General features: G+C 66.6%; 19 protein-coding genes. 6 read left to right on the top strand and 13 right to left on the bottom strand.

Translation table 11 applies throughout. The features are described from left to right. Positions 1-46: 46 nt before the first annotated feature. The 7 genes from ACQCSY_RS04160 to ACQCSY_RS04130 all read right to left on the bottom strand — a co-directional run bounded on the left by ACQCSY_RS04160 (position 47) and on the right by ACQCSY_RS04130 (position 8264). A complete protein-coding gene (locus ACQCSY_RS04160) occupies positions 47-451 on the bottom strand; it encodes a YybH family protein (protein ID WP_427133434.1) in 405 nt (134 codons plus the stop codon). 143 nt (positions 452-594) lie between these two features. Then, the gene (locus ACQCSY_RS04155) at positions 595-2205 is read right to left on the bottom strand and encodes a putative bifunctional diguanylate cyclase/phosphodiesterase (protein ID WP_427133432.1); all 1611 of its coding nucleotides are present in this window, start codon (positions 2203-2205) and stop codon (positions 595-597) included. Next, a complete protein-coding gene (locus ACQCSY_RS04150; protein WP_427133430.1) occupies positions 2190-2645 on the bottom strand; it encodes a PAS domain S-box protein in 456 nt (151 codons plus the stop codon). Before ACQCSY_RS04150 ends, ACQCSY_RS04155 begins: the two co-directional genes overlap by 16 nt. A 192-nt stretch (positions 2646-2837) precedes the next feature. Beyond that, positions 2838-5000, bottom strand: coding sequence for a putative bifunctional diguanylate cyclase/phosphodiesterase (locus tag ACQCSY_RS04145; RefSeq protein WP_427133428.1), 2163 nt, complete (start codon positions 4998-5000; stop codon positions 2838-2840). A 208-nt stretch (positions 5001-5208) separates the two neighbouring features. Continuing rightward, positions 5209-6363: a glycosyltransferase family 4 protein gene (locus ACQCSY_RS04140; protein ID WP_427133426.1), complete on the bottom strand. Its 1155-nt coding sequence runs from the start codon at positions 6361-6363 to the stop codon at positions 5209-5211. A gap of 180 nt (positions 6364-6543) precedes the next feature. After that, positions 6544-6804, bottom strand: coding sequence for a hypothetical protein (locus ACQCSY_RS04135; protein ID WP_427135672.1), 261 nt, complete (start codon positions 6802-6804; stop codon positions 6544-6546). A 23-nt stretch (positions 6805-6827) separates the two neighbouring features. After that, positions 6828-8264, bottom strand: coding sequence for a flotillin family protein (locus ACQCSY_RS04130; RefSeq protein ID WP_427133424.1), 1437 nt, complete (start codon positions 8262-8264; stop codon positions 6828-6830). A 303-nt stretch (positions 8265-8567) separates the two neighbouring features. Here ACQCSY_RS04130 and ACQCSY_RS04125 point away from each other — a divergent pair, with 303 nt between their 5' ends. Then, positions 8568-9947 carry a phenylacetate--CoA ligase family protein gene (locus ACQCSY_RS04125; protein WP_427133423.1) on the top strand — a complete coding sequence of 460 codons (1380 nt, stop codon included), beginning with the start codon at positions 8568-8570 and terminating at the stop codon, positions 9945-9947. Positions 9948-10011: 64 nt separating this feature from the next. Here ACQCSY_RS04125 and ACQCSY_RS04120 read toward each other — a convergent pair. Then, positions 10012-10855 (bottom strand): IS5 family transposase gene (locus ACQCSY_RS04120; RefSeq protein WP_427135584.1). Its coding sequence is split into 2 segments (ribosomal slippage): positions 10012-10548 and positions 10550-10855, totalling 843 coding nucleotides; the frame shifts between segments, so codons are not numbered across the junction. 131 nt (positions 10856-10986) lie between these two features. Then, the gene (locus ACQCSY_RS04115; protein ID WP_427133421.1) at positions 10987-11874 is read right to left on the bottom strand and encodes an HNH endonuclease; all 888 of its coding nucleotides are present in this window, start codon (positions 11872-11874) and stop codon (positions 10987-10989) included. A gap of 113 nt (positions 11875-11987) precedes the next feature. Between ACQCSY_RS04115 and ACQCSY_RS04110 the strand changes: the two genes are divergently transcribed. Then, the gene (locus ACQCSY_RS04110) at positions 11988-12167 is read left to right on the top strand and encodes a hypothetical protein (protein WP_427133420.1); all 180 of its coding nucleotides are present in this window, start codon (positions 11988-11990) and stop codon (positions 12165-12167) included. A 40-nt stretch (positions 12168-12207) separates the two neighbouring features. Here ACQCSY_RS04110 and ACQCSY_RS04105 read toward each other — a convergent pair whose 3' ends face one another. Continuing rightward, entirely contained in the window at positions 12208-14064 is a 1857-nt protein-coding gene (locus tag ACQCSY_RS04105) for a plasmid pRiA4b ORF-3 family protein (RefSeq protein ID WP_427133418.1), read from the bottom strand. A gap of 222 nt (positions 14065-14286) precedes the next feature. After that, positions 14287-14691 carry a DUF4383 domain-containing protein gene (locus tag ACQCSY_RS04100; RefSeq protein ID WP_427133416.1) on the bottom strand — a complete coding sequence of 135 codons (405 nt, stop codon included), beginning with the start codon at positions 14689-14691 and terminating at the stop codon, positions 14287-14289. A gap of 261 nt (positions 14692-14952) precedes the next feature. On the opposite strand from ACQCSY_RS04100, the gene ACQCSY_RS04095 reads away from it, so the two are divergent. Then, positions 14953-16272, top strand: coding sequence for a DUF6350 family protein (locus tag ACQCSY_RS04095; protein WP_427133414.1), 1320 nt, complete (start codon positions 14953-14955; stop codon positions 16270-16272). A gap of 42 nt (positions 16273-16314) precedes the next feature. On the opposite strand, the gene ACQCSY_RS04090 is transcribed toward ACQCSY_RS04095, so the two are convergent. Next, on the bottom strand, positions 16315-16746 hold the full coding sequence (locus ACQCSY_RS04090; RefSeq protein ID WP_427133413.1) for a hypothetical protein: 432 nt from the start codon (positions 16744-16746) through the stop codon (positions 16315-16317). A 39-nt stretch (positions 16747-16785) separates the two neighbouring features. Here ACQCSY_RS04090 and purN point away from each other — a divergent pair, with 39 nt between their 5' ends. Next, positions 16786-17364, top strand: a complete 579-nt coding sequence (gene purN / locus ACQCSY_RS04085) for a phosphoribosylglycinamide formyltransferase (protein ID WP_427133412.1) — start codon at positions 16786-16788, stop codon at positions 17362-17364. 90 nt (positions 17365-17454) lie between these two features. Here the strand turns inward: purN and ACQCSY_RS04080 are convergent, their stop codons facing one another. Continuing rightward, positions 17455-18807 (bottom strand): MFS transporter, encoded by a 1353-nt coding sequence (locus tag ACQCSY_RS04080; protein WP_427133410.1) that lies wholly within the window; start codon positions 18805-18807, stop codon positions 17455-17457. A 151-nt stretch (positions 18808-18958) separates the two neighbouring features. On the opposite strand from ACQCSY_RS04080, the gene purH reads away from it, so the two are divergent. Both purH and ACQCSY_RS04070 read left to right on the top strand, forming a co-directional pair. Continuing rightward, positions 18959-20602, top strand: a complete 1644-nt coding sequence (purH, locus tag ACQCSY_RS04075; RefSeq protein ID WP_427133409.1) for a bifunctional phosphoribosylaminoimidazolecarboxamide formyltransferase/IMP cyclohydrolase — start codon at positions 18959-18961, stop codon at positions 20600-20602. 526 nt (positions 20603-21128) lie between these two features. After that, complete coding sequence (locus ACQCSY_RS04070; protein ID WP_427133407.1) at positions 21129-23348, top strand: NADP-dependent isocitrate dehydrogenase; 2220 nt, start codon at positions 21129-21131, stop codon at positions 23346-23348. Positions 23349-23391 lie beyond the last annotated feature (43 nt).

The following is a 23391-nucleotide window of genomic DNA, read 5'->3' as shown; positions in this document are numbered from 1 at the left end:
CGCATCATGCCCCGACAAAGTGTGTCGGAGCCGCCGTCGTTTGCGGCTACCGGCCCTGGGACACGGTGATCGGGTCCGCGTGGCGATGCACAAGAGCCCAGGTATCGCCCTCAGTGCGATAAACGCTGGTAACCCGCAGGTCCAAAGACGACAGTTCTTCTCCGCCGTTGATCCTGGCCTGCCAGTGTTCCAGATTCAGGAAGCAGGCGAGGTCGGACGTGACATGCCCGGTGAGGGAATCATCGGAAGTAACGCGGCCGTCTCTGAACCGTGCTGCAGCCGCATCGAGAGCCGCTGATACTTGCTCCCAGCCCACCACCGGCGGGCCCCAAGGGTTGGCAAGGGACACGTCCCCGCGGTGCGAGAAGATCGCCTTGGCGGGTTCAGGGTCTCCTTGGGCAAACTGGTTTGTAGCTGCATGAAACTGGCGGATGACCTCGTCAAGACGCATCGTTCCCACCTTCTGGCTCGCAGGGTTCCGGCTCCCAGACTTCTGGATCACAGGGGCGTCGGGATATCCGCATCATAGCGCCGTCGCGCCGGCGCGTCACCGGCCTCGAGAGTCTTGGTGTGCATTCCAGCCCGAGCCAGCGGCTACCCCGCCAGCGGCACGCCCTCCAGCGCAGCGATGGCCGCAACGGAGTTGCGCACGGCCAGCAACCGCCCGGATCCGGGTTCCGGGCGGGAGAAGAGGAAGCCCTGCAGGGCATCGCAGCCGTGGTCCATCAGGTACCGCGCCTGAGCGAGTGTCTCGATGCCCTCGGCAGTGACTTTCAGTCCCAGGCTCCGGGCCATGTGGATCATCGAGGTCAGGATGGGGAGCTTTTCCGCGCCGGTGCGCAGCATGGACACGAACGACTTGTCGATCTTCACCACATCGACCGGCAGGTCCTGCAGCCGGCCCAGGGACGAGTAGCCCGTGCCGAAGTCGTCCAGTGCCACCCGGACCCCGGCCAGGCGCAGGGCCTCGAGCTGGGTGATGACGTGGGAGTGGGCGTCGATAAAGACGCTCTCGGTCACCTCCAGGACCAGCTGGCGCGGGTCCACGCCGCTCCACGCCGCAACGTCCAGGACCCGTTCGGCAAAGTCCCGGTGCTGCAACTGCACGCCGGACACATTCACGGCCAGGCTCCGGAACGGATCTTCCGCCAGCCACGGTGCCAGCTCGGTGCAGCTGCGCCGCAGCACCTCGGCGCCGATCTCCCGGATCAGGCCGCTGCGCTCCGCCATCTCGATGAAATCGTCCGGGGCGATCAGCTGCCCCTCCCCCTCCCAGCGGGCCAGGGCCTCGAACTGGACGACGTCGAGCCTGTCGGCGGAGACGACGGGCTGGTAGTGGACCGTGATCTGCCCCAGCTCGACGGCCCGCCGCAACCCGGCGGTCAGCTGAGTGCGTTCCAGCAGTGCGGCGAGCATCTCCGGCCGGAAGTGCACGTAGCAGTTCTTGCCGGCTTCCTTGGCCGCGTACATCGCCAGGTCCGCCCGCCGCAGCAGCTCGGAGGACGTCATCATCCCGCCGTCGCGCGAGGCCACGCCCAGGCTCAGGCCCGGGCGCATGAGGGTTCCCTCGATGGATACGGGGGCGTTCAGGGTGCCCACCACCCGCTGTGCCACGGCGTCGGCGTCCCGGCAGCCCACCAGCAGGACCACGAACTCATCCCCGCCCAGCCGCGCCACGGTACCGTGGGGCCCAACGCACTCCTGCAGCCGGCGGGAGATCTCCATGAGCATCTCGTCGCCGGCGTGGTGGCCCAGGACGTCGTTGACTTCCTTGAAATCATCCAGGTCAAGCAGCAGCACGTGCACCGGCTCCGGCGTCAGCAGCGCCGCGGCGGCCCGTTCATTGAACAGCATCCGGTTGGCCAGGCCAGTGAGCGGGTCCTGGAAGGCCAGCTCCTTGAGCTTGTCCGCCTGCGCGGCCAGTTCCTCCATGGCACGGCGGGCCTGGTCCAGGGCGCGCTGGCGGGAGGTGATGTCCCGGAAGTTCCAGATCCGCCCCACTATGGTGCCCGCCACCTTCTGCGGGCGCGAGTACAGCTCCACGGTGCGGCTGTCTGTGAACTCCAGCACGTCATGGCTCTGCAGCACCTGGTCCGCGTAGAGGGCCGTGACCTTCGCCAGGAAGAGCTCCGGGTCGATCAGCTGCTTCGCGATGAACCGGACCAGGGCGGTAGGGTCCTCTGCAGCCACTAGTCCGGGCGGCATGCCCACAGTTTCAAAAACTGCTCGTTGATCCCGGTGATCTGCCCCTCGCTGGAGACCACCACAATCCCGTCACCAGTGGTTTCCAGGGTGGCGTCGAGGAGGGAGACGGCCAGGCGCCGGCCGGAATCGGTGTCCTTCCGGTGGCCACCGTCGCGGACGGCCACCGCCATGGCAGTGAAGGCGTCGGCCGTCACCAGCGAGCACGTGATCTCGAGGGCCAGTTCAGTGCCGTCCCGGTGGCGCCCGACGGCGGCGAAGGGCCGGCTGCCGGCCTGGCTCTTCCGGCCCAGCCTGCCGAAGACCCGGAGGAAGCCTCCGTGCTCGTCCTCCGAGAGCAAAACGCCGTGCTGGACCCCCAGCAGCTGTTCGCGCGGATAACCGAAAAACCGCTCGGCGGCCGAATTCACGAATGCGATGGTGCCGTCCGCGGTCAGCAGCAAAAACGCATCGGACCCTGCTCCAGCAGGGTCTCTTCAAACCCAGTTCCTACGACGATACCGGCCCCCAAAGCGACGGATGTTGACAGACCTACGTTGACAGTCCCCTAGGCGATGCCGCGGGGCAATGCGTTTCACTGAATCATAGGGTTCCGCGGCCGGGTATCCAGCACCCCGGCACCGGAACTTTGCGGGTCACCGGTTCCCGGACACCCGTTCGCCCCGCAGCGCGGCGATCGCCCGGCCGGCCTGGCCGAGTGCCTTCCCCAGCGCGGCCCGGGGCTCCGGGCCCGAAAACAGGAATCCCTGCAGGGAATCGCAGTCCAGGTTCATCAGGTAGGCGGCCTGTGCCGCGGTCTCCACGCCCTCCGCGGTGACGGTCAGCCCCAGCCCGTGGGCCATGCCGATCATGGCCGTCAGGATCGGCAGTTTTTCCGCGCCCGTGTGGATCATGGAGACGAAGGACTGATCGATCTTCAGGGTGTCCACGGGGAGCTCCTGGAGCCGGCAGAGCGAGGAGTAACCGGTGCCGAAGTCGTCGAGGGCCACCCGAACGCCGGCGCTGCGCAGGTTCATGAGTTGCTGGATCACGTGGGCGTCGTCGTCGAAGAAGACACTCTCGGTGACTTCCACGACCAGCTGCCGCGGGTCCACTCCACAGGACTCCGTCACGGCGAGCACCAGCTCGGCGAAGTCCCCGTGCTTCAGCTGCACCCCGGAAACGTTGACGGCGAGGGACCGCGCGGCGTCCTCCACCAGCCAGGGCCTGAGCTCCGTGCAGCCCCGCAGCAGCACTTCGGTGCCGATATCGACGATCAGCCCGCTCCGCTCCGCGGCCGGGATGAACTGCTGCGGCGGGACAATTTCGCCGTCGCGCTCCCAGCGGGCCAGAGCCTCGAACTTGATGACGACGCCCCGCCTGGCGGAGACGATCGGCTGGTAGTGCACGTTGATCTGGCCGTTGTCCACGGCGAGGCGCAGCCCGGCCTCCGTATCCGTGCGCTCCACCAGGGCCTTCATCATCTCCGGCCGGAACCTCAGATACCTGTTCTTGCCGGCAGCCTTCGCGGCGTACATCGCGACGTCGGCCCGCCGCAGCAGTTCGGAGGCGTCCACGGCGCCTTCATTGATCGAGGCCAACCCCAGGCTGAGGCTGGGCCGCAGCATGGTGCCGTCGATCCACACAGGCACCTTCAACGACTCGACGATCCTCGCGGCGACGGCCTCGGGATCCAGCGAGCCGACCAGCAGCACAACGAATTCGTCCCCGCCCAGCCGGGCCACGACGTCGTCCGGGCGGACGCAGGTGCGCAGGCGCCGCCCCACCTCGATCAGCATCTGGTCGCCGGCGTGGTGGCCGAGGATGTCGTTGACTTCCTTGAAGTCGTCAAGGTCCAGGAGCAGGACGTCGACGGCGGTGCCGCACGGCCCGCTCAGGGCGCTCGCCAGCTGGTCGTTGAAAAGCTGGCGGTTGGATAGCCCGGTCAGCGCATCCTGGAACGCCAGGGCCTTGAGCTGGGCGGACTGCTCGGCGAGATCCGCCATGGCCTTGGTGATCTGGTCCTGTGCGACCCTGGCCGGGGTGACGTCGCGGAAGCTCCAGACGCGCCCCACCACTTCATCGGCCACTTTCTGCGGGCGGGAGTACCGTTCAAACGTCCGGCCGTCCCGGAAGTCCAGGACGTCGTGACTCTCCGCCCCAGGATCGGCGTACAGGGCACTGACTTTCTCGACGAACTGGGCGGGATCCTCCAGCTGGTCCAGCACGAAGCCCATCACAGCTTCATCGTCCTGGGTTGCCAGCAGGTCCCGCGGGATGCCCCACATGGTGACGAACTGGTTGTTGACTCCGGCGATCTGGCCCTCGCTGCTGACCACCAGGATGCCGTCGGCCGTGGATTCCAGTGTGGCGGTCAGCAGGGACATCGCCTCGCGAAGGCCGTCGTCGGTTTCCTGCCGGTGCGAGGTATCCCGGACGGCGACCACGATGTTCAGGCCGGTTTTGGAGCCTGGGTTGGCGGGGGCGCTCGGGTTGGCGGGGAGCGGGGAGCAGGCGATCTCGCCTTGGAATTCCGAGCCGTCCCGCCGCAGTCCGTAGGCTTCGATCGGTTGAGTCGCGGCGGCGTCGCCGTCGCGGCGCAGGCTGAAGAACAGCCGCTGGAGATCGTTGCGGAAGCCCTCAGCCAGGAGCATGCGGTGGTCCTGGCCGACGAGCTCGCCCCGGGAGTAGCCGAACATGCGTTCCGCGGCGGCATTGACCATGCTGATGGTGCCGTCCTCGGCAACCACCAGGAGGGGGTCCGGGCTGGATTCCAGCACGGCGCCGGGGTTTGGTGCCGGGTGCGAGGTAGCCGTCACGCAGCGACCACCATGCGAATTTGAGACCAACGAAATTCCATAAAGAGCCCTCCCCTGAAGGAAATCATAGAGGTCAGGAGCGTGCCTTCTGTGTCAACACGATGGCGCGGTGTGGTTTCAGCAGCTGGCGCCTGGTTGCCCTATCACTTACGGTGCTCAAAGCCCCGGCTTAGCCGCCTAAAGTGATAGGGCAACCGGGCGAGACGAGTCAGCGGATCTCGACAGGCTCGATCACGGGCCGGCCAACCGCCGGGTGCCCGGCCACAGCTTTGTAGTGCCGGATCAGTTCGTCGCCCAGGACGGACCACGTCCTGCCCTGGACCGAAGCGTGCGCGGCCTCCGCAAACGCGCGGCGCTTGGCGTCGTCGCCCGTCAGGTCCATCACGCGGGCCCGCAGCCCGGCGAGGTCGCCCGGCTCGTACAGCCAGCCGGTGCGCGAATTCTCCACGAGGTCCAGCGGCCCGCCGCGGCCCGTGGCCACCACCGGAACCCCGGACGCCATAGCCTCCTGGATGGTCTGGCAGAACGTCTCGAACTCGCCCGGGTGCACGAAGAGATCGAAGGACGCCACCGCCCGGGCCAGCTCCTCGCCGCCGAGGAATCCCGTGAAGACCGCAGCCGGCAGGGCCGTCTGAAGGGCCGCGCGCTGGGGTCCGTCGCCGACGATCACCAGCCGGGTCCCGGGAACATCCGCCAGCACCGCCAGATCCTCCACCTGCTTTTCGGCCGCCAGCCGGCCCACGTAGCCGATGATGCGCTCGCCGTCCGGGGCCGCGGAGGCCCGCCAGCCGGCGTCGCGCTTTTCCGGGCTGAACCGCTGGGTGTCCACGCCGCGCCGCCACATGTCCACGCGCGGAATGCCGCGGCCGCGGAGCTGGTTGAGCGCGAAAGTGGAGGGGACCAGAGTCCGGGAGGCCAGCAGGTGGATCTGTTCCACCCGGTTCCAGGCCCAGTTCTCCAGGAACGGGACGCCGTAGCGCGCCGCGTAGCTGGGGATCTCGGTCTGGTAGATGGCAACGGTGGGGATCCCCAGCTGGTGTGCGGCCTGCGCCGCCCGCCAGCCGAGCACGAACGGGGACGCCAGGTGGACGACGTCGGGCGCGTAATCGGCAAGGATGCGCTTGACCCGATACACACCGCCCAACGCCACCCGCACATTCGCATACCCGGCCAGCGGCACCGAGGGCAGCCGGTGGATGTACGCGCCGTAGACCTCCGCAGGTACATCAGCGTCCTGCGTGGACGGCGCGATCACCAGCACCTCGTCGCCGCGCTCCTGCAGATGCTCCAGCACGCGAAGGATGGAGTGCGTTACCCCGTTCATGAGCGGCAGGAATGATTCGGCCACGATTGCGATCCTCACCCCTCAACGGTGCGGGCGGCGGTTGTCGGTGCGGGGGAGCAGGCGTGACGGGGAGGGGAAGAGTGGGTTAACAGGAGGGCGCTGGAGTCGGGAGGGCGGTTTCTTGGAAGGAGGGCGCAGTTCGCCAGAATTGGCCGCTATGCCACCCCCGCTTAGCGGCTACATGCGGCAAATGGAGGCCTACTGCGGGCCGAAGGCCTCGGCGTCGTGCCTGAGGACCTCGGGAAGCTCGTCCACATAGAGCGTCTGCGGCGGCTCGAAATAGATGACGAGGACCTGCTCGCCGACTGCGAAAACACTGGTCTTGTCAAAGGGGTGGGCATGGAAGGCGCTGGTGCCGCCGCGGAACGGAAGCATCACTTCGCCGATGGTGCCCGGCCCGATGCGTCCGGTCACCCGGCCGATCCTGCCGGTAAGGCTCCGGTCAACGTCCTTGTGCATCAGCTTCCCCATGCATGATGGCCCTACGCTTCCGGGGCCTTCGGGGGCCGGTTAGCAGCTTCCTTGCCGTTCTTGAGCGCGGATCTGAGGGCCGGGAGGTAGTCGCCCACCTGTGCCAAAATGCCGCCGATCATGCGGTTGATGCCTTCGCCGCCGTTCAGGACGGTGAGCTGCCCGACATGGGCAAACGGCTCGGCTGCTGCCGCGATGATCGCCGGCATGTTCTCGGCGAGCTGCTGGGAAATGACGGCGTCCTGGTTGGTCCCGAGCGCCTCGGCGCGCGCCTTGATGCCGTCCGCCTCCGCCAGCGCCTTGGCCTTGATGGCGGAGGCGGCGGCGTCACCGCGTGCCTTCGTGGCGGCAGCCTCGGCCTCGCCGGTAACACGGGTGGCTCCGGCCGCTGCGGCTGCCGCGGTGGCGTTGGCCTGGGCCTGAAGCTCGGTGCGCCGGGCGTTCGCCTGGGCCTCGAGTTCGGTGCGCCTCGCCAATGCTTCGGCGGCACTGATGTCAGCGGATTTCTGGCCTTCCGCGTCGGTGCGCTTGGCGTATGCCTTGGCGTCGGCGGGCTTGCGGACGGTGGTCTGGAGTTTCTGCTCTTCGCGGTCCGCCTCGAGCTTGGCCACTTCGGTTTCCTGGACCACCACCTGCTGGCGTGCCGTGGCATCGGCTAGCGGGCCGGCCTGGGCCGCATTAGCCTTGGCCTTTTCGGCATTGGCCAGCGCCACGGACTGCCTGATCGCCGAGACGCTCTGTGCGTCGGCAATCAACGCCTCCGCCTCGGCTTCCCTTTCCGCCGCCTCGCGGTTTCTGGTGGCCTCGGCAATGCGGGCCTCCATCTTGACCTGCGCAATGTGCGGCTTGGCGATGTTTTGGATGTAGCCCGTGGGATCCTGGAGATCCTTGATCTGCAGGGAATCGACTACCAGGCCGAGCTTTTCCATTTCGACACCGCTGGCGCTGCGGACCTGGGAACCCAGCTTGTCCCGTTCGCGGATGATTTCTTCAACGGTCATGCTACCGATGATCGAGCGCAGGTGTCCTTCAAAAACGTTGTAGACCTGGCTCTGCATCTTGGGCTGTTGGCCGAGGAACCGGCGCGCGGCGTTGGCGATGAAGGGCGGGGCGTCGCCGATCTTGTAGATGACAACGCCCTCGACGATCACTTGGATGCCCTGCGATGTCACGCAGGACACTTTGAGCTCGGTTTCATTCAGGGTGAGGGACAGCGTCCTCACGGTCTGGAGCCCGGGCAGCACCAGGGCGCCCTTGCCCGTGACGATCTTGAAGTCCATCCCCTCCCGGGTGTCCAGGGTGCCGCGGGTCAATCCGGAGATGATGAGGGCCTCGTTCGGCTCTGCCACCTTCCACATCAATTTTGTTGCCAGCCAGATGACGGCGACGACGATGATCGCCCCGATCAGTGTGGCAATCAGCGGGAAGAAGGCTGACAAGTCCGGCATAACCAGATCCTTTCACGGTGGTGGAAAAGGCGTTGCGCAAAGCCCCAACGATGCTGCTGGTGGTCCGCGGCTGGACTGGAGGTGGGAATTGTGGAGCCGCCCAGCCAGCCGTTGTAGACAGTCTGGTGCGCTCCCTGCCGGGAAGTCCAGCAATTCGGCGGTGCCGGGAGGATTGGGTGTCCTCCCGGGGGTGCCGAGCCGGGGACCAAAGCCCCTGTTGCGGCACCTGCCGCCGTGGAAGGGTGGCGGCAGGACGTGGGCATGGGCAGGGGGCGCGCGGCGGTCCCGGAGAGGTGATTCGCGATGCATGTCGGATCGGGACTGGTCGGAATCGCATGGGACGCCTGGCTGGCTGAACGCGCCGGCGCGGACGCGATCGCCCGCCGGCAGCGGGCCCGGCTGGCCGGGCTCGTAGAGTTTGCGCGGTCCGCGTCACCGTATTACCGCCGGCTGTATCGGGACGTGCCGGAGAGCGTCACGGATCCGCGTCAGCTTCCTCCAGTCGGCAAGCGGGACCTGATGGAGCACTTCGACGAATGGGTGACCGACCCGCACATCACCCTGGCGACGCTGAAATCAGACTTCCTCTCCGACCTCTCGCAGCTGGGAAGCCTCTACCGCGGGCAATACCTGGTGGTCACCACGTCCGGGAGCACCGGGGAGCCGGCCGTCCTGGTTCACGACCGGAACTCGTGGGCCGTGGTCAGCGCCGTCGTCCGCGTCCGCGAGCGTCGAACCCTGATCAAGGTGGCCGAGGTCCGGGCTCTTCTCCGCCACGGGCTGCGGGCGGCGGCCCTCATCGCGGGCGGCGGCCACTTCGCCGGCGTCGTGATGACGGAAAACGCGCGGCGGCGCAGCCGCTTCGCCGCCCGGCGATTGCGGGTCTTCTCCGTGCTCAGGCCGCTTCCGGAACTCGTGGAGGAGCTCAACGCGTTCAACCCAACGGTGCTCTACGGATACCCGAGTGCGATGCTCCAGCTGGCCGCGGAGCAGAAGGCGGGACGGTTGAGGATCCGCCCGGTCCTGGCACTCAGTTCCGGCGAGAACTTGTCAGTCAACGGACGTGCGGAGATCGAATCGGCGCTCGGCTGCCGCGTCACCGACCGCTATCTTTCATCGGAGGTTCCCGCCCTGACCAGCCGGTGCCGGAATGGTGCGTTCCATGTCAACGCGGACTGGTACATCTTCGAGCCGGTGGACGAGAGGTACCGTCCGGTGCCGGCCGGCGTCATCTCCCACACGGTGCTTGTCACGAATCTTGTCAACCGGGTCCAGCCGTTCATCCGCTACGACCTCGGAGACCGGGTTGAGCTGGCGGTGGATCGCTGCCCTTGCGGCAGCGCGTTTCCCACCGTGAGAGTCGAAGGCCGTACCGGGGAGGTGCTGTCCTTTCGGGCACCGGACGGGCACGCGGTGACGGTGCTGCCGCTGGCGCTGGGCACGGTGATCGAGGAGACCGTCGGAGTGCGCCGGTTCCAGGCGATCCGTACCGGGCCGGGATCGTTGACCGTGCGGCTGGAGGTTTGGCCGGGTGCCGTTTTGGCCGAGGTGCGGAGAGCGGTGGGGGAGCGACTGGACGAATTCTTCGCGGCCCAGGGGGCCGGCGCGGTTGCCGTGGAACATTCGGACGAGCTTCCCCGGCCCGATCCCAGCGGCAAGTTCCGGCAGGTGTGGTCCGCTTGAGCGCGATCCGGCGCGATCCGGCGCGATCCGGCACGTTCCGTCGCGTTCGACGCCGTGAGTTCAGCTAGGGCGTGTCTCCTAATCGTGTGCTCCAGATGACGACGGCGTGCAGAACGGCCGCTGAGCGGTAGGTGAGGGCCAATTTGTCGTAGCGAGTGGCCAGGGAGCGCCATTGCTTGAGGGTGTTGAAACTGCGTTCGACGACATTGCGCCGCTTGTACGCGTCCTTGTCGTAGGTGACGGGCCGTCCTCCGGAGGAGCCCCTGCGTTTCCGGTTGGCTTTCTGGTCGTCCTTTTCGGGGATGACGCATTCAATGCCACGCCCGCGCAGGTAGCTCCTGATCGCTTTGGATGAGTAGGCTTTGTCAGCCATGGCCCGGTCCGGGCGGCTGCGGGGCCGGCCGGGACCTTCCCGTTCGACCTTCAGGGCATCCATGAGGTTTTCAAACATGGGCGAGTCCCCGCCCTGCCCGGGCCCCAGGAGCAGGACCAAGGGGCGCATGTTGCCGTCAACCAGGGCATGGATCTTCGTGGTCAGGCCGCCGCGGGAGCGTCCGACGGCATGATCATCCGGCTCATCAAGCAGATTCCTGTAATTCGAGAGGTCCCCCTGTGTGGCGGGGAAGGTTCGTGCCGTGCTGGTGGGCACGGTTGACCGTGGAGTCCACCGACACCTCCCAGTTGATCAGCCCTTGTGCGTCGGCACGGGTCAACAGCGCAGCCAGCACCCTGTCCCAGGTCCCGCTGGCGCTGTTGCGGCGGTGGTGCTTCCACACGGTCTTCCACGACCCGAAATGGGAAGGGAGATCCCGCCACGGGATACCTGCCCGGTAGCGGTAGATGATGCCCTCTGTCATCAACCGGTGGTCATTGAACGGCCGCCCCGGTTTCCCCGACGAATCAGGCATCAACGGGGCAATGAACTCCCACTGGGCATCGGACAACAAGGCATAACGCGAACTCACCACTCAATTTTGCCAAAAAGCCACCCCCAGCATTAGGAGACACGCCCTAAGTGCCGGGCGGCGCCGGGGCGGGGCTACTGCTGTTCCAGGATCCGCCTGGCGTCCCGCTGCGCCGCCAGCTCCTCGGGGCTCAACGTATGTCCGGACAGGAAGCCGGCAGCGGCCATGATCCGCCGCAGCTCCGCGACGGTCCGGGGTGTCCTGACGCCGTGGTGCGCCATGGCGTGGCAGTTGGCGCAGAGCGGTACCAGATCCGTGACGGGATCCAGCTCATAGCCGCTGCTGAGCTGCGAGACCGGGACAATGTGGTGGACCTGGATGAAGTTCTTGCCGATCTCGCCGAAGGCGATTTCGAAGGAGAACCCGCACGCGGCACAGCTCGTCCCGTGATGGGCGATGCACGCCCGACGGGCGTCCGGGCTTCGCTCGTAGCGGTTCACCTCAACCCGGCTGACCGCCCCTTCCGGGAAAGTGCCGGACACGGGCTGCGTGGGGTCCGCTACAGGCAGCGGACCGACGTCACGCCAGAGCTCGCGGAGCCGCGGCTCGTCGGGCGGATCGATGGTCAGCCCGGAGCCGTGGACCTTGTCCCAGGCGATTCCGGGCACAGCCTCTTTGAGGATCCCGGGAGCGATGTGGTCGCCGGCGGGCAGCAGGGCATCGAACTCCACGCGGACATACAGCGAAGACTGGCCAGGGGCCGCGTTGTCGGCCCACGTGTCGGCCCCTCTGTCGGCCCCCGGCTGCGGACGTTCCGAGACGATGACGCCGTGGCCAATCAGCCCGCTGCCTTGGCGCCCCTGCAGCAGGAGCCACGCGTCCGCGCCGGAGGGGATGTCCGCATGGCTGCCCACGCTCCAGGTGGTGAGATGGCGTCCGGTTTCGGCTACCTGTTCCACGACAGCCGGGTAGGCCCACTCGTTCCAGCGGTCAGGGTTCCACCCCAGGATGATGGCTGTCATCTGCCCATTGTCGCAGTGTCCTTGGCGCGGTGTCTTGGGTCGGCTGGAGCCGGCTGTTGCCGGGTCCGGGGGCCGTGAACGGCGGTAAAATTAATGCAAGAGGTGTTCGAGAAATGTCCGGGTCCATCGTCGTCGTGCTGTTCGTCCTCGCCGCAGTTTCACTGCTGGCGATCGCTGGCACGGTCGTTCTGGTGTGGCGGGATGGCCATGGGCGGATCCCGCTGGAGCGCTCGGACCGCCCTTGGAAGGCCGGCGATCTCCCCAGCCTTCCCTACTCCCTGATGCGTTTCTAGCGCACTCCGCCTGCCGCGGTCCCTGCGAGCAGGCATGTGCTCAGAAGAGGTCGGCCAGGTCCTCGTTGAGCTGGTGCTGGTCGAATTCCTTCAGATCCAGGGTTTCCCCGGGTGCCAGTCCCAGCCAATCACGGTATTCCCCATGGTTCTCATGGCTGGGATCGTTGGCAGCCTCCACAATGTTGACCCAGCCCCATACGCCGCCGCTGTCTTCAGCCGGCCCGGCACCCCGGCCGCCGGTAGAGCGCACCTGAACACCGCCGTCGTCCTCTGGCAAGATCTTTTCCAGGGAGATCATGTGCTCCCAGTTGTCACCGAAGTCATAGGTGTACGTCACGGTGTTGCCAACGGTTGTGAGCAGCTGCCCGATAGAGACGGTGGATTCATCGATTGGCGGATCACCGAAGATGACCTCCGTGTCGGCCGGTCCGTACGTGGTGCCCCGATGCCCGCCCACCTGAAAGTGGTGCAAGTGGTAGTCGAGCCATCCGAATGACGTTTGCAGCACGTGGTGCAGCTGGCTCAACGGCATGACGGATGGCACCAGAAGGCGCCGCCAGATGGGCGGTTTGGACCCCTTCAACATGATTTTCAGCTGAAGGACGGGCCCCGCCACCGGCCGCCGCATCGTCACCACCGGAGCCGTGTCCTTCGCCGCCATCCCGCCTTGTGCCGGCATCTCCTCGGCCGGAGACCCCGCCAGCAGGAGTTCCTCGTTAAATGCGTCCGCCACACAGCGGACAATTGCCGGCGGAACCCTAATTTGCGTGTCCACCTCCATCAGCCCAAGTTCAGCGAGCCCCCGGAACTTGTCCATTGACATTTGGCTTGCAGCTTCAAAGAACATTCGTTCGTCATCCGCCGCGTGGTCTCCTACAGCGGAAACGCGGGCAACCTCCGGCGGTTGGGGCGTGGTCGCGGCGATGAGAACTGCCATCTGCAATGCTGCAATGCTGGCCTGCCACGGATCCCTGGGATCAACATCAAGCATGGTGCGGCGGAAGAATTCAGTGACCAGAAGCCTGTAGGCCAGTAGCCGCTCGGCGGGGCCGCCGTGCAGGAAACCCTCAGCATCCACGGCGGGCCTGGCCGTGGTGGACGAAATGGCGATCAGGTCCGCCGACTCCAGGACAGCCCAGACCACCGGCAACAGCGGCACATCCAGCATGGACCTGACAGTCGGTACAGTATCGTCGCTCACGTCGTCGCCCACGTCCGCAAACAGCGGCAGTTGGGTCGTCTTCCGTCCAGCAGCTCCTCGGGCAGCGATGCCGATGCTCGCGGCTGCCGGCTCAATGTCCTTGAGTCGCAGCTGGCCTGTGGCCGTTACTGGCTTGCCGGTGCCAAGCCAGTGAAGCAGTGCTGTGACCCGCTGAACAAGGGAAGACTTGGCGAGTGCCTCCAGCTCGTCATTTTCGTCCAGAACCGGCACCTGAATGCTCGGGACGCCACCGCCACCGCCGTGAAGAATTTCATGGATCTCGTGCAGCTGCGCTTCTGTACCGGTCCAGTTTTCCGTTTCAGTGAGGAAATCTATGAATGTATGGACGGATCCGATGACGAACTCTTCGCCGTCCTCGTCATCGGCCTGGTCGAGGACGGCGTCGAGGGCCGCAGCGAAGGGGTCGGGATCAAAACTGGTTACGACCGGAGCCGCTGCGCCCCGAAAATAGTGGGCAGTGACATCCTTCACCACTTCAAGGAAGGCAAGGGCGACGACGGCGGCAGCCTCCGTGCCGTCGTCGTACCAGCGCACAAACGCCGGCGTGAGCGCGTCGACGGCCCGTGCTGCCCGCAGAGCGCTAACAGAAACAGCGCCATTGTCCGTCTTGCCCGCTCTGATGGAACGCCCAGTTTTCTTGCCCACGCTGTTATGCCTCCACACGACGGTTTTCACAGATGTATCTACGCTACCGGGCCCTCCTGATCAACTTCAATCCGGACACCGTCCGGGTATCCGTGAGGCTGGCGGCAAGTCCCGGATCGCCTCCACGCCGGACACAAGGAAAGCTGGTGCAGCCGCCGCGTTTCCGCAAGCCACTGCACCAGCAGGTAGTACGAATTTTCAGATTGCTATGAAACGTTACTCATTCGCGGCTCCCTAAGTCCCGGTGTTCACTTACCGGGTTTTTGCGTCTTCGGCCAGATGCCGCGCAAGCAGCCAGCCGGCGCCAATCATTGCAATGCCCACCACGAGGAGGGTCCAGCTGTCCATGGAGTTCAGCGACAGGAAATTGGCCGCCGACCCCACGCCCACGATGAGCCCATACACGCTGAGGACGATGTACAGCAGGCCGAAGCCCATGAGGTAGTTCCTGGCGCCCATGCCGCCGTCACGGGACATGGCCCAACCCGTTGCGCCGATGGCCAGCTGCACGATATTCAGCAACATGGACACCTGGAACAGGTTCAGGAACATGGCCCTGGAGTCGGGCCCGAAGAACCTCAGTTCGCTGTACTGCGTGGTGATGCCGGGGATAAACCCCAAGACGCCCACGACTATAAGGACGATACCTACCCCCATGCCGACGTTCTGAACATCTGTCCGTCCGAAGTGAACGCCATGCGCATGAGGAGCTGCGGTAGTCATTTTCTGCCTCCAACCACTGATTGCGGACATTCCAATTTTACGGCGGGGCTATGGAAAAAGCTCCGGCGGCAGGGGAGGCCGAATTCCGCGGATCAGGGTGCGATTTCCGCGGATCAGGGCGTTAAGTCCGCGGATCGGGGCGTTAAGCCTGTCGGAAACCGGCGGGATGTCCTGCACATGACACCATGGAACACGATGAAACTGCGCGCTGATCAGACCGGAGACCGTGGCCTCCCGATGCCCCTGTGGCTGCAGGGAGCCCTCGAGTCCGCCCAGGCCGCGGTCATCTCCGCCCTGGTGGTGATCGCCCCGATCCTCGCGGTGTGGGCCACGGCCGGATTCCGGAACAGCGGCGCCGACGTGCTCGCACGCCTGGCCGGCCAGGCCTGGCTGCTGATCCACGGCGTTCCCCTGCTGCTGTCCACCGGCGGTGCCGGGTCCGCGGCGCAGCCGGTAGCCGGCACGCTATCGCTCATTCCCCTGGGGCTGACCCTCATCCCGTTCCTGCTCGCCTGGCGCGCGGGCCGGCGGCTGGCCCGCGCCTCCTATACCGATCAGCTGTGGCAGGCACTCCTCGGCTCCTGGCTGGTGTATGCCGGCTTCGGGCTGGCCACGGGCTTTGTCTGCCGCATGTCCGACGTCGGCATCAGCCTGTGGGAGGCCGCCCTCCTGCCGCTCATCCCGTTCGCACTCGGCATGGTGGTCGGCGCCCGCCGCGAGGCCGGGTCGTGGAGCCGGCTGATCGGCGTCGACGCCGTGGCCTGGATTTCGCGCACCAGCCAGCACTCCCGGTGGGCCGGTTCCTACCTGGGTTCCGCCATCAAGGCAGGATCGGTGGCGCTGATGGCGAGCCTGGCGATGACCGCTGTGCTGCTCGCCGTCGACCTCTTCATTCACTGGAACCTGGTGATCGCTGTTTATGAAGGGCTCGACGCCGGGGCCATGGGCGGTGCCGTCCTCACCATTGCGCAGCTTGGCTTCCTGCCCAACCTCGTGGTGTTCGCCCTCGCCTGGACCTCAGGCTCGGGCTTCGCCCTGGGGATGGGCTCGCAGGCCGGGCCGCTCGGGACGGCCGTCGGGCCGCTGCCGTCCATCCCGGTCTTCGCGGCGCTGCCGTCCGGTCCGCTCGATTACGGCTTTGTGGCGCTGGTGGTGCCGGCGCTCGCCGGGGCCCTGGCCGGCTGGTGGTTCCTACGCGAAGGCGAAAACCACTTCGACGAGTGGCTGTCCATCAAGATCCGCGCCCGCTGGTTCACCGCCGCAGCCTCCACGCTGGCACTCGGCGCCATGATCGGCAGCGTTGCCGGGCTGCTCGCGGCGGGACTGGCCTGGCTGGCCCGCGGTTCCGCCGGCATCGGGCGGCTGACGGACATCGGTCCGGACCCGCTCCGCATGGCCCTGTTCGTGGCCGCCGAAGTGGGGATCGGCGTCGTCATCGGCTACGCGGCCGGGCCCTGGCTGGAACGCCAGCAGAAACTGCGCGAAGCGGACCTCGAAACGGTCGCCAGCAACTAACCCGGCGTCTTGCCCGGGGCTCAGCGCAGCTGGACACTCGAGTCAGCGCAGCTGGGTGGGCAGCGACTTTTGCAGCTGTGTTTGGCACGCGGAGGCCGCCTGCTGGGTGAGGGCGTGGCGGACGCACTGCTGGTAATCGCGGATCGGGTTGAAGAAGAGCGCGGAGATGAGGATCAGCACCGCCATCACGGCCGCGACCACGAGTCCGGAAATCGCACCGATCAGCACCAGCTTGGATTCCTTGAGCTTCGCTGCCCGGACCAGCACCATGATGCCTAGCACGATCCCGGCCGCCGTGAGAATCAGGGTCAGCCACAGGTAATTGATGTCCAGTTGGAAGACGAAGAACGAGCCCAGGACCGCCACGATGAACATCCGGAACAGATTTTGGGTCTTCAACAGGGAAGCTTTGGCCGCCTCGCTGAGTGGATGTCGGCTCCGCTGACCGCCGCCGGAGTCCGTGGGGGAATTCATGTTTTCCAGCCTACGCGAGCGGCCCCATAAGCTAGGACAATGCGCATAGTTGTCCTCGTCTCCGGCACCGGCTCCAACCTCCAGGCCGTCATTGACGCCGTGAAGGACGGCGGGCTCGACGTCGAGATCGCCGCCGTGGGTACCGACCGGCCGGGAACCTACGGGGTGGAGCGCTCGGCCGCCGCCGGAATCCCGACGTTCGTGGTGGACTTCAAGGCCTACCCGGACCGGGCGGCGTGGAACGCTGCGCTCACCGAGGCCGTCGCAGCCTACGAGCCCGACGTTGTGGTTTCCTCCGGCTTCATGCGGATCGTCAGCGCCGGCTTCATCGACGCCTTCGACGGCAAATACCTCAACACCCACCCGGCGCTGCTGCCGTCCTTCCCCGGCGCCCACGGGGTCCGCGACGCCCTGGCCTACGGCGTGAAGGTCACCGGCTGCACGGTGCACTGGGCCGACGCCGGAGTCGACACCGGCCCCATCATCGCCCAGGAGGCCGTGGCGATCGAGGACGGCGAGACCGAGGACTCCCTGCACGAACGCATCAAGGTGGTGGAGCGCCGCCTGCTGGTGTCCACGCTGGCGTCCCTCGCAGCGGCACCCCCTTCACCCAAGTAGCCTTGGCATCCCCGGAGGCCCTATCACTTGTGGTTGTTCTGAGGGGCTCCTAGCGACCACAAGTGATAGCGCATCCGGGATGGCCGACGCCTACTCGAGCCGGCGCTGCTTGGTCTCGGGGGAGAAGAACGCCATCCAGAGCACGGACAGCAGCACCAGGCCGCCGGCCAGGGCGAACGACGTCGCCAGCCCCAGCTCCGGCCACAACACGGCGGCGAAGAACAACGGCCCGAACCCGGCGCCGAGCCGGGAGAACGTCGAGGCCCAGCCGAATCCCGAGCCGCGCAGCTCCGTCGGATACAACTCGGAGACGTAGGCGTACAGCACGGGGATGGCCACCTGCACCACAAAGCCGAACACCAGCAGCCAGAACACGGCCGCCGTCGGGATGTCCACCACGATCGCCACGATCACGAGCGTCAGCGCGGACAGCGGGCCGGTGACGGCCAGGATCCACTTCCGGCCCACCCGTTCCACGAGCAGGGCGGCCACCACCACGCCCAGGAGTCCGACGGCGGCCATCGACGCCGTCGTGAGGAACGCCTTGTACTCCTCGAAGCCGGCGCCGATCAGGATCCGGGGCATCCACGTCAGCGACAGGTAGTAGACGAGCAGGATGCTGAAGAACAAGGACCACGCCGCCGTCGTGATCTTCCAGTTGAACTGCCACAGCAGGCGCAGCTGGGTCCAGGCGCTGCCGGCGGAGAGCCGCGGGGCGTCCTGGGGAGCGGGCAGGCTGTAGGCGCGCGGTTCGGCGCCCGTGGCCTCGACCAGGTCATCGATGACCTTGGCGGCCTCTTCGCGGCGGCCCTTCCGGATCAGGAACAGGGGAGACTCCGGGACGCTGCGCCGGATCCAGAACACCAGCAGCGCGGGCAGGACCATCACCAGCATGGTCAGGCGCCAGTCCGCGAACGCCGCCACGAGGCCGGCGGACACGAATCCGCAGAGCGCGGCCCCTACCGGCCACCAGCCGTCCATCGCGGTGAGGACCTTGCCGCGCTGCTTGCGGGGAGTGAATTCGCCCACCAGCGCATAGTCCACCGGGATGCAGCCGCCCAGGCCGAAGCCTGCCATGAAGCGGAACAGACAGAACCAGAGGAAATCGGGGGAGAACGCACCCAGCACGGTGAAGAGGGAGAAGATCAGCAAGGTGGCGGTGAAGGCCTTCTTGCGCCCGATGGTGTCCGCGATGGTGCCCCAGATGAAGGCGCCCAAGGCCATGCCGATCAGGTTCGAGGCGCCGATCCAGGCGGCGTCGCCGGCGGCCAGGGACCAGTGCTTGGACAGCAGCGGAATGAGGATGCCGTTGAGCGTCACATCCCAGGCATCAAACATGAAACCCAGGCCGCCGATCAGGAAGATCCGGCCCTGGACTTTCCACCGCCATGGCAGTTCCTGAACCACCTGTTCGCCGCTGGGAAAAGTGGTGTAAGTATTCATTTCAGCCTCCTGTGAAAACTCTACGTCGCCGGGCCTGCCCCCGCGGCGAGCTTCACACTCCGGCGCGCGGGAAGTGCCGGCGCCGTGACGCGATAAACTGACCCCATCCCCACCACCCGCGGCCGCGCCGCGACATAAGACGGAGACTTTTGTGAGCTTTACGCAGCTTGACCGTGTATCCATCGACCGAGTTCCCATCCGCCGGGCACTGATTTCGGTCTACGACAAGACCGGTCTGGAGGAGCTCGCGCAGGGCCTGCACGCGGCTGGCGTCAAGATTGTCTCCACCGGCTCCACGGCCAAGAAGATCGCCGCCGCCGGCATCCCGGTGCAGGAAGTCGAGGAAGTCACCGGCTCCCCGGAAATGCTCGACGGCCGCGTCAAGACCCTCCACCCGCGCGTCCACGGCGGAATCCTCGCGGACCGCCGCGTCCCGGCCCATATGCAGACGCTCGCCGACATGGGGATCGAGCCGTTCGACCTCGTCGTCGTGAACCTCTACCCCTTCGTGGAGACCGTGAAGTCCGGCGCCGCGCAGGACGACGTCGTCGAGCAGATCGACATCGGCGGCCCCGCCATGGTGCGCTCCGCCGCGAAGAACCACGCCGCCGTCGCCATTGTGGTGGACCCCGCCTCCTACGGTTCCGTGGTGGAAGCGGCCGCCGCGGGCGGCTTTGACCTGAAGACCCGACGCCGGCTCGCCGCCAAGGCCTTCGCGCACACCGCCACGTACGACAACGCCGTGGCCACGTGGACGGCGAGCCAGTTCCTCGACGAGGACGGCGACGGCGTCATCGACTGGCCCGCCTATGCCGGCCTGGCACTGGAGCGCTCCGAGGTGCTCCGCTACGGCGAAAACCCGCACCAGCAGGCCGCGCTGTATGTGGACAAAGCCGCCCCGGCCGGCATCGCCCAGGCCGACCAGCTGCACGGCAAGGCCATGAGCTACAACAACTTCGTCGACGCCGACGCCGCCCTCCGCGCAGCGTTCGACTTCGCCGAGCCGGCTGTGGCGATCATCAAGCACGCCAACCCGTGCGGGGTGGCCGTAGGTTCCGCATCGGCGGCGGACCCGATCGCCGACGCCCACGTTAAGGCCCACGCCTGCGACCCCGTCTCAGCGTTCGGCGGCGTGATCGCGGCCAACCGCACGGTCACCGCCGGCATGGCAAGGACCGTGGCGGACATCTTCACCGAGGTCGTCATCGCGCCGGGCTTCGAGGACGAGGCCGTGGAAATCCTCTCCAAGAAGAAGAACATCCGCCTCCTCGCCCTCCCCGAGGGCTATGGCCGCTACCCCTCCGAGATCCGCCAGGTCTCCGGCGGCGTCCTGGTGCAGGTCACGGACAAGGTGGACGCCGACGGCGACAACCCCGCCAACTGGACGCTCGCCGCAGGTGTTGCCGCGGATGCTGCAACGCTGGCTGATCTCGCCTTCGCCTGGACCGCGTGCCGCGCCGCCAAGTCCAACGCGATCCTGCTCGCCGTTGACGGTGCCGCCGTGGGCGTCGGCATGGGCCAGGTCAACCGGCTCGACTCCTGCAAGCTGGCCGTGGAGCGGGCCAACACCCTTTCCGTCGGGGACGACGGGGTGCCGAACGAGCGCGCCCGAGGTGCCGTGGCGGCGTCGGACGCGTTCTTCCCGTTCGCCGACGGACTGCAGATCCTGATCGACGCCGGCGTCCGCGCGGTGGTCCAGCCCGGCGGATCCGTCCGCGATGAAGAGGTCATCGCCGCGGCCGACGCCGCCGGCATCACGATGTACTTCACCGGAGCGCGACACTTCTTCCACTAGGGATTTCTGGCCACCTGGCCGCTACTGGCCACGGGCCACTGGCTGCCCACTGGCTGCCACGACGAATGGACATGCCCTCCCTTACCCGGAGGGCATGTCCATTTTTCGTGGCCGGGGCCGGGCATATTGGGACTATGTCCAGGCCTGGGCTCCAGGGGAGGGCATGTCCGGTGGCGGCGTAGGTGCGCGGCGGGAACCTTACCGGAGGGCATGTCCATTTTTCGTGGCCGGGGCCGGGCATATTGGGACTATGTCCAGGCCCGGGATCCAGGGGAGGGCATGTCCAACGCGGGGTCATTCCGGGCCCATCCGGCGGGGTGGAATCGGCCGAAAGTGACTCAGCGTTGCTTTGGAGGTCCGGAGCTTGGGGCCAAGACGGAGCAGCCGTCACAGCGTGATGGAGCGTCACGCACCCGCCGGAGGCCGACGCCGGTAGGCACCCGTGCGGCCACCTCGGGTAAGTTAGAGCTGTTGAGATAACACAAGATTCCGGAAATACCCAGACCTTCAGGGAGACGCCCGAACAATGGCAAAGATTATCTATACCCACACCGACGAAGCGCCGATGCTGGCCACCTATTCGTTCTTGCCGATTGTTGAGGCCTTCGCCTCCACGGCCGGTGTGGAAGTGGAGACCCGCGACATTTCGCTGGCCGGCCGCATCATCGCCACTTTCGGTGACTACCTCACCGAAGAGCAGCGCGCCAGCGACGCCCTGGCCGAACTGGGCGCCCTCGCCAAGAAGCCGGAAGCCAACATCATCAAGCTGCCCAACGTCAGCGCCTCGGTGCCCCAGCTGAAGGCCGCGATCGCGGAACTCCAGGGCCACGGCTTTGCGCTGCCGGACTACCCGGACAACCCCTCCTCGGACGAGGAAACGGACATCCGGTCCCGCTACGACAAGATCAAGGGCTCCGCCGTCAACCCGGTCCTGCGCGAAGGCAACTCGGACCGCCGTGCGCCGCTTTCGGTCAAGGCTTACGCCCGGCAGAACCCGCACAGCATGGGCGCCTGGAGCCCCGAGTCGAAGACCAACGTCGCCACCATGGACGCCGGTGACTTCCGCTCCAACGAGAAGTCCGTGCTCATAAAGGCCGACGGCAACATCAAGATCCAGCTGGTCAAGGAAGACGGCACGGTCAAGGTCCTCAAGCGTGCCTTCCCCGTCCTGGCCGACGAGGTCATCGACGGCACGGTGATGCGCGCCGCCGCCCTGGATGAGTTCCTCGCGGCCCAGGTTGCCCGGGCCAACGAAGAGGGCGTGCTGTTCTCCGCCCACCTGAAGGCCACCATGATGAAGGTCTCGGACCCCGTCATCTTCGGCCACGTCGTCAAGGCCTACTTCTCCGAGCTCTTCGCCACGTACGGCGAGCAGATCGCTGCCGCGGGCCTGAGCCCGAACAACGGCCTCGCCTCCATCCTGAACGGACTCGAGGACCTCCCGGAGGAGATCCGCGACGACGTCCAGGCTGCCATCCAGAAGGGCCTCAACGACGGCCCCGAGCTGGCCATGGTCGACTCCGACAAGGGCATCACCAACCTGCACGCGCCCAGCGACGTCATCGTCGACGCCTCGATGCCCGCCATGATCCGCAGCTCCGGCCACATGTGGGGCCGCGACGGCCAGGAAGCCGATACCCTCGCCGTCCTCCCGGACAGCAGCTACGCCGGGATCTACCAGGTTGTCATCGACGACTGCCGCGCCCACGGCGCCTTCGACCCGACCACCATGGGCACCGTGCCGAACGTCGGCCTCATGGCCCAGGCCGCCGAGGAATACGGCAGCCACGACAAGACCTTTGAGATCCCGTCCGCAGGCACCGTCCAGATCGTCGACGACGCCGGCACCGTGCTGGTCGAGCACCAGGTCGCCCCCGGCGACATCTGGCGCGCCTGCCAGACCAAGGACGTGCCGATCCGCGACTGGGTCAAGCTTGCCGTCACCCGCGCCCGCGCCTCCGCCATGCCGGCCGTCTTCTGGCTGGACAAGGGCCGCGCCCACGATGCCCAGATGATCGCCAAGGTCGAGGAATACCTCAAGGACTACGACACCGAGGGCCTGCAGATCGCCATCATGTCCCCGGACGAGGCCACGGCTTTCACGCTGGAACGACTCCGCAAGGGCGAGGACACCATCTCGGTGACCGGCAACGTGCTGCGCGACTACCTCACGGACCTGTTCCCGATCCTGGAACTCGGCACCAGCGCCAAGATGCTCTCCGTGGTTCCGCTGATCAACGGCGGCGGCTTGTTCGAGACCGGGGCCGGAGGATCCGCCCCGAAGCACGTCCAGCAGCTGCTCAAGGAAAACCACCTGCGCTGGGACAGCCTGGGCGAATTCCTGGCGCTGGCCGTGAGCTTCGAACACCTCGCCACCAGCACCGGGAACGCCCGTGCGCAGGTCCTGGCCGACACACTGGACCGCGCCACCGGCACGTTCCTGCTCGAGAACAAGTCCCCGAAGCGCAAGGCCGGCGAGCTCGACAACCGTGGCAGCCACTTCTACCTGGCCAAGTTCTGGGCCCAGGAGCTGGCAAGCCAGACGGACGACGCCGAGCTGGCTGCGGCTTTCGCCGCCGTCTCCGCTGCGCTGACCTCGAACGAGGACGCCATCGTCGGCGAGCTCCTGGCAGTGCAGGGCTCCCCCGTCGACATCGGGGGCTACTACCGCCCCGACGAGGCCAAGGTCAAGGCCGTCATGCGTCCCTCGGCGAAGTTCAGCGAAGTGCTGTCCATGCTGGGCTGATGCCCTGACCAGCCAGTTGTAATGCCAGAACGGCGCACCGGGA

Source organism: Pseudarthrobacter sp. S9 (assembly GCF_050156545.1).
In the GTDB taxonomy this organism is placed as follows: domain Bacteria; phylum Actinomycetota; class Actinomycetes; order Actinomycetales; family Micrococcaceae; genus Arthrobacter.
Note: the sequence above shows the minus strand (reverse complement) of the source record. Positions and strands in the feature narration are given on the sequence as shown.